The sequence below is a fragment of the Endozoicomonas sp. ALB115 genome (assembly GCF_049310245.1).
Taxonomy (GTDB): domain Bacteria; phylum Pseudomonadota; class Gammaproteobacteria; order Pseudomonadales; family Endozoicomonadaceae; genus Endozoicomonas.
On sequence record NZ_JBLYZG010000060.1, the window covers coordinates 21332 to 29128 of the forward strand.

The window sequence follows — 7797 nt, forward strand, 5'->3', positions numbered from 1 at the left end:
AATATTGAACTCAAATAGAGCAAATCGAATCTATTCAAACGTTTCCAACAACAGTTAAAGCAATAGATTTCGTCATTATCAAATGATCATTGCAACTTGATTGTTTTTCTTTTGTCGATCGCATCCTGGGTACGTGCAGCATCTTTAACCAGTGTTTTTCTATATTTTTTATTAGCGGCCAATAGCTCGTCCTGAATCCGTCCCAGACAATTCGTCAATTGAACACCTCCTTTTATGCTTAATTCTGCCCTGGCCATTTGTTTGGCATTATCTTCTTTTCTCATATCGTCAAGAGCAACAAGCTGGTTCTTTGATCGATCATCTAATTTTTCAACAGTGAGATGCCAGTCCCATTCTTTGGTTGGTAATCCGGACTTTTGAGTCAACATGATTGCGGTAGGATGTGGACCTTTTTTCGCTGGATAGAGATAACCTTTTCTATCATTTACGGTTCTGAATTGTTTTTTAAGCCCCGGCATTACTTCTCCCAGATATCCACACAACTTTCCGAAATTATTATTATTATTCTTATCCGAGGTAAATGTAACAGCAGATAATGCCCTGGCCAGTTCATGATAAAATACTTCTACGGCACTGCCCTGCTCCCGGCAAAACTCTGTGAGTGTGACTAAATCTCCACGCTCTTGCACTGCCCGGAGCTTATCATCCAGCTCTTGTTTGGCTGCGGCGACTCTATCCCATCCTGAAGTGGCCACAAGTCCGATATCTTTATTCCGTTTATTTTCAATGGGCTTACCTTTATTGCAAAGACTATCAATTTCTGAATATAAATGATCAGCCTTTGCCCACAATTGGCCGCAATGTTCTTTGAGTTCCTGTGGAATGTTATGTATCACTGTCTGAGAATCTGGCCTGATTCCCCTTGCCTGTAATTTAGCAATACATTCTTTAATTTCATCATCCATGTGCTCACTTTTGGCAACGGCCTCAAGGGATTCGTCTTTATTAAAGTTATCAAAACTCTCTCTTTCTATTTTCTGTAACTCTTTATGAACTTTGCTTCTCAACTGACCTTCAAATTCCTTAACATACACTTGATGGTTATATTCACCCGCACTTCCCACCGGAGTGATGACCTGGCCAAGATCAACCTTACCAAGCACCTTTTTGGCCCTGTCACCGCGCCAGGTATGAGCATTGGATAAAATCTCATCAACATCTGCGCGCTTACTCCCTCGCTCAAAGCTTGTCTCACAGGCTTTTACAAACGATGAATCTTCACGAAGTGCCATCATGGTAGCTATGGTTTCCTGAGACTGATTCTCCCCATACCACTGGGCTCTTTTGAAATCCGCCAGAGCGGTTTTCACTGAATGGGGAAAGACATTGCACTCCCAGGATTTGAGAAAGGTTCCCAGATCACGTTCAAGGTTAGTGTCATATTGGCCGTCCTCATCCGGAGGCGAAACATGCAGTTTGGCATGGATCACTCGTAACTGCTCAGGACTCACCTTATTGTCTAACTCGCCCAGCAGTTTCGCCATCGCTTCCTGAGCGCGCTCATCGGCTCGCTCACAGGCATTGGTCAGTTCTTTCTGCTTCTCACGGTACTCGTGGCTCACGCTGCCATTGGGTGGCAAGAATTTCGTATTAAGCACCATAAAGAATTCCTGCCCCCCTTTTATATTTAAAGGGCTCGACTTGCGAGAGAATCGACCAAACTCCTGGGCCATTATATTGCCGCGCCTGTTGTCATCTTCAAGCAAGCCAAGGTGGATACCGACACTGGTCGCACTTTGAGGACAATCCGTTCCGGTACCCTGCGTCTTGTCAAGGCGAACGTCGTAATCCTCAGGGTTCTTTCGTATCAACGCCTCCAATTCCGGTGAAACCACGGCGTCCGATTGCTGGTATTTTTCCTGTTTCGGATGGTACAAACAGAGCTGTTTCTGATCGTTGTAGTACAAAAGCCCCCGAGCCTTGCCACCTCGTGCTTCTTTCAGATAGTCATAATCCTTCTTAACGTGCATGAACCGGTCTTCACCATTATGGTTACCATCAAACAGAATGATCTGTTTATCCTTACCGGAACGCTCCATCACCTGCTTGAGGACATTAATTCTATTCTCCGGGTCGGATGTATCACCGGACAAGACAGGCGTGGTTTTCGATAGCCAGTTGAAAAGTCTGGCTTGGGTTGTCATGGCGTTCGATTCGCATTTTTTCGCTGCCTCTTGAACGGTGGCCGATTTCGTCAACCCAGCCATGGTAAAACCGGTTCCCATGGTGGCTGACAGACAGACTTTATTCTTACTGCCGCTCAAAAAGGCTGCCAGCAATTCGGCCACTTCGCGTTCATTTATCGGTTTCGTCCCGAGCACGCTTTGCGCACGGCTCATATCTGCGGCCTGCTCCTTAAACTCATCATTACTGCTTGGTGTGGATAACCGGTCATACTCATCAACAACCTTCAGGCCGTCGTATTGCAATGCATCCAAAATGTCGTCTAATAAGCGAATCTCTTTTTGCAACGTAGCCGGGGTTTCTTTACAGTGAGCCTGGTAGTCTGCCGCATCAATGGTTTTCAGCCGGTCCCTGAGCGTCATTAATAGCAGGACATCCTTTGTGGAGATACCCAGCGGCGCTTTCGCGGTCACCTGCGCTTTAATATCCTCCAACACCGCCGGTGACCACCATTTCTCGGGAACGCCGGAGTTGGGCACAAAATCTTTAAACAGATCCAGTCTGCGGTAGGTTACGCCGGAATCAGCAAAATAACCTGTCAGGGAGTGGTCCAGTTCAGCCTGGTTATTGGCTGGCGCAATGATCCGAACAGGATGATCTTTCCTGCTGGCCTGATCGGCAACCAGGGGAATAATTGTTTTACTTTTACCGTAACCGGTACCCAGCTGGAACACCAATGTATTACCTTTTGACGCTCTGTCTTTCCCCATTTTCTGCACAAATTTAAATGCTTTTTCAGCCATCTTTGGCTGATCGCCACGCAGGACCAGCCCGCCTTGCTCAAATGCAATCATGGCCCGGCTTTGTTCATCCAGACCACGACGGTAGTGGGACTCAATTCGTTCACTGGCTTCTTTCTGCGCACCAGCCAGTAGCGCCATATCCAGATTCAATGCCTGACAGGTGCCTTTAAACTCATCATCAGGCATCTGCTGGCTGTCAAAGCGCTCACTCCTGACCACCGCCAGTTTGTCTTTCAGAGCGTCCATACGCCGCCCCATGCTGCGACAGAAATCGCGCTCATTCTTCACCAGCATCAGTTGTACCAGGTCATCACAGAATGTGCCACGATTTACCCCGACCGACTCTGGCAGATGCCCGTTCTTAAACTGATTAATCGCAAAATCGACCAGTTCATCATCCCGGTAAAAATCCAGCTCTTTATCTTTATCTTTATTTTTATCTCTAATAGCAGTACCCAGCTTTCTGGTCAGATAGTCCACGCCCTCGCTCAACCGCAGCTTCCGGTCCCGATTCACTTTGACCACCTTGTCAAAATTCGATGCAACCTCATGGATTGAGCCGTCTGACCATTCCGGTGCATCCGGTTTAATTTCACAACCGGCAAATACCGACATGTTATGAAAAGCCCCCGCTTTGAACACCTTGAGGTTTTTCTCACCAAGTTCAATCAGCTCATTACTGCCAAATTTCTTCCGGCACTGCTCATAATAGCCTTTACCAACCTGATCAAAACTGGTATCAGGCGAGAGATTTTGATAGCGCTGATCCGCTGATTTCAAGCTGGCATTTTCCAGATGAGTCCCTACCTTCTTTTCATTTTCTTTTTTGTTCTGAAGATCGGTGTATTGACTCTTCCTTACCTTCCGCCCCGCCAGAAGCTCGCTTTGATCCTGGGTACCAATCAATTCCTGTAGAGCTCCATCACTGGATCGTTTTTCCACGTCAATGCGGGTTTGGTGATATAACGAAGCCAGCTTTTTCTGCGCATTCTTTGTTTTATTCCACTTGTCGCGGACCGACTGTACGCCACCTCTGAGCGCACTGGCTTTGGCCTTGTCAACCTCATCTGGCTTGTTATTGAAGAAGGCCTGACCAGGGCCTTTTGCTGCCCGCAGCAAAAACTCGGCATCGACCAATTCATCGTCACTGGTAGCATCTATAGATTTGGGCTTTAACTCTCCTTTGCCATCCGGCTCATACAGGAAATACCGGGGCTCCTGTGCCGTAGTCTGCAAAACCAGAATGGCTGGCTTGCCATCATCTGCTCTCACTGGCAACCAGTTGTCGGCAAAGGGAATATTGCTTTTCGGGTACTCGTAGAGAAAGCGGGGGTGTAATGTATAATGTTTGGTACCCAGCATGCCATGCCAGTCACCAGCCCGGTTTTTTTCAAAGATAATGCCTTCCGGTTTGCCGCCATCGATCGCTATACTTTCTGCCCCTTCATCCGCTTTTCGATAGTTGGCATTGGGTACGCCAGCAAAAAACTCACTCAGAGGGCCTTTACCTCTGCCAAGCCTGGTGACCGTAAAAGATCCTTCCGTGGTCGCTGCACCATCTTTTAAGGCTTCATAATCGAAGATGCTTTTCTGGTGAAATGCCTCCATAAACGCCAGTTTCTGGCCGGTTGTTTCCGGAAAATCCCTGGCATTGTCCAGCTTTTTCAGTAAACCATCACAACGTTCTTCCAGTTTTTTATATCTGGGCTGACCATCTTTTGCAGTTAATTTACCGTTGTGCTGATTAACTGACTCAGCAGCCAGTTTGGAATTGGGCTTTTTCAGATCACTCTGACAGGCTTCCAGAACAGCGAACTTACCCGGCATAGGATGCAGGTTGAATTGATCGCGAATATCCAGCAACCCTTTTGTCAATGCAGCATCCAGGTCCTCTGCCTTTTCCACGGCGGTATTGGTAATGCCTTCCTGCGCTGGCTTCAGGCTGTTCAACAGCGCCAGTAACCTGGGCCTGATGCGGGCATCCTCTATCAGCCTGGCGGCCTGTTTTTCACCGGCTGACGTACTTGGACCTGAAACCTCAGCGTCGGTTTGCGGGTCACCAAATACCTTACCCAGTTCTGCCTCCTGTTGCCGGATAGCTTCTGAGGCAAATTGCTCACCTCTGATACTCAATTTTCCCTGATGAACACGGGCGGGAATTCTCTGTGGGTCGAGCTGCTGTAATCTCTGGGCATACTGCATATAAAGCTTCTGCAGCTGCAAATGACGCTCCTCACCACCGGGAACTTTAGCAACCTCTGCGTTACATCTTCTGACTAACTCCCTGGACACCCGATCAATGGTTTGACCCGCCAGGTAACTGCACGCTTCTCCATTATTAGATGCAAATACACTGGCCAGGTCTGGTAACACCTTCTCCATATAGTCAGCAGTTTTGGGATAGTTAGTGCTGGTCTTATCCAGATCTGCAAGCCACTTTTGGACTGCTGGTCCCGTTATTGCCCGGTTTGATTGATCAATACTGTCTTTTTGCTGCTGCAGACTTTCTTTGATACTGCTCGCTCTATCTTCAAGTACTTTACACTCTTTAGGGCGATTGCCATATTTATGATTAAAATCCTTAACGGTCTGATCTATATCTTTCCCCAAGGTTTGAATTTGCCCGGCAATCGCATTTCGCAAACGGGTATTACTTGGCTCAAGCTTTCTATCCGCTCCCTCCAGCCAGGTAATCTCTTTCTTTGATATCTCTGCATCCTTCCAGTTATTAAACTGCTCTACTTTAGCGGCCATACTGTTTACCGCTTGTTGCAGGGCAACCGTGTTCTGATGAACCCCGGAAAGTTGAACCGCTTCCTGGTTAACGGGAACAGTGTTTAAATACTGCTCCAATTCCTCGGGCTCCAGATCCGGTGCAGTTGGAGAAGTCGCCTCTGGACGGTCTGCTGGTGCTCGACTGTTGCTTTCTTCAGTCACCTTAGAAGTGTTACTGGTTGGATCTACAGTAACTGCTTGATCATTTCTGTCAGTATGCTCTGATGATACGGGTGCTGGTGTGTTATCACCGTTCACTCCTGAGGCCGCTGCCATTAGACTACTTTTGTCGTCAATAGTCTCCGGCATCGGACTGGTTTCACGACTGGCAGTCTCGGTTTTCGCATTGGTTGAGGCATCAGCAAACTGTCGGGGTGGACTGTTTTCGTCGTCTTCCCCTTTCGCTTCGGGTATTAGGTCGGTTCCAGTTTCTGTGTCCACTGGCGAGGAAGGAGGGGTAACAGGGCGAGACCCACCCACTGATTCCTCAGCTTCACCCCCAACCGGACTTTGTCTGACGCCCATCTCTTCAGGCATCTTACTGATTGAGTCATCAGTAGCCGGTGAGGTCTGACTAACGGTAGCGGTCATCTCTGAAGCTGCAAGCTTCGGACTGGTTTCAACCCCTTTGTCAACTGCAGATGGAGGAGGAGTAAGACCTGATTTTTCAGCTTCATTCCTGACTGTATCTTTGTTGTCTTCAGCACCCTCAGGGGTCTGTCTGGTTGAGACATCAACTTCCCTGGAAATCGGACTGGTTCCGCGACTGGTGGTTTCGGGTTTCGCATTGGTTGAGGCATCAACAAACTGACTCGGTGGAGTGTTTTCGTCGTCTTCCCCTTTCGCTACGGGTATTGGGCCGGTTCCGGTTTCTGTGTCCACTGGCGAGGAAGGAGGAGTAACAGGGCGCGACCCACCCACTGATTCCTCAGCTTCACCCCCAACCGGGCTTTGCCTGACTCCCACCTCTTCAGGCATCTTACTGATTGAGTCATCAGTAGTCGGTGAGCTCTGACTACCGGTAGCGGTCATCTCTGAAGCTGCAAGCTCCGGACTGGTTTCACGACTGTTGGTCTCGGGTATCCCATTGATAGGGGCATCAGCAAGCTGTCGAGGTGTACTGTCTTCGTCGTCTTCTACTTTCGCTACGGGTGTTGTGCCGGTTCCACGACTGGTGGTATCGGGTATCGCATTGGTTGAGGCATCAGCAAACTGTTGGGTAGGACTGTTTTCGTCGTCTTCTCCTTTTGCCCCGGTCGTTGGACCCGTCACAGTTCCTGTGTCAACTGGAGAGGAAAGAGGCGTAACAGAGCGCAAACCATCACCTGACTCGCCAACTTCACCCTGTCCGGCTTCAATCTCTTCAGGCATGGGCCTGATTGACTCAGAAACCGATGAGGTCTGACTGCCTGTACTGAACGCCCCGAGTGTTTCTGGACTGGTTTCAGTTCCTTGATCAACTGAAGATGCTGGAGGAGTAGTGTCAGAACCATCATCTGGTCCTTTAGCTTCATCCTCAACTTTACTGTTTCCAGTCCCTTCAGGCATTGGCCCGGGTGAGCCATCAGGAACCGGTAAGGTCTGAGTGCCTGTAGTGGACGCACGCCGCGCCAGGGATGTTGGACTGGTTTTAGTCGTCTGGTCCACTGAAGATGAAAGAGAAGCAACGTCAGAACTCTCACCTGATTTCCTGGCTTCATCCTCAACCAGACTTGTTTCAGTCCCTTCAGGCATTGGCTTGAGCGAATCAGGAACCGATGTGGTCTGACTGCCTGTAATGAACGCCCCCGGTGCTTCGGACGCTGGACTGGTTTTAATTCCCCGGTCAACTGGAGATAAAAGAGAGGCAACGTCAGAACCTTCGTCTGATTTTCCAGCTTTATCCCCAACCAGACTTTTTCCAGTCTCTTCAGGCATCGACCTGGGTGAATCAGTAACCGATGAGGTCTGACTGCCTGTACTGGACGCCCCGAGTGTTTCTGAACTGGTTTCAGTTCCTTGATTAACTAAAGATGCTGGAGAAGCAGCATCAGTATCATCACCTTGTCCTTTAGCTTCATCCACAACCGGACTG

1 protein-coding gene is annotated in these 7797 nt (G+C 48.7%); it reads right to left on the reverse strand.

Going from position 1 to position 7797, the window contains the following annotated elements:
* Positions 1-86: 86 nt before the first annotated feature.
* Entirely contained in the window at positions 87-7640 is a 7554-nt protein-coding gene (locus ACO6VE_RS20025; RefSeq protein ID WP_422463068.1) for a hypothetical protein, read from the reverse strand.
* Between the last annotated feature and the right edge of the window lie 157 nt (positions 7641-7797).

What these genes read in the sequence shown, in the direction of transcription:
- ACO6VE_RS20025 (WP_422463068.1), bottom strand. Translation starts at nt 7,640, where the DNA reads ATGCCTGAAGAGACTGGAAAAAGTCTGGTTGGGGATAAAGCTGGAAAA.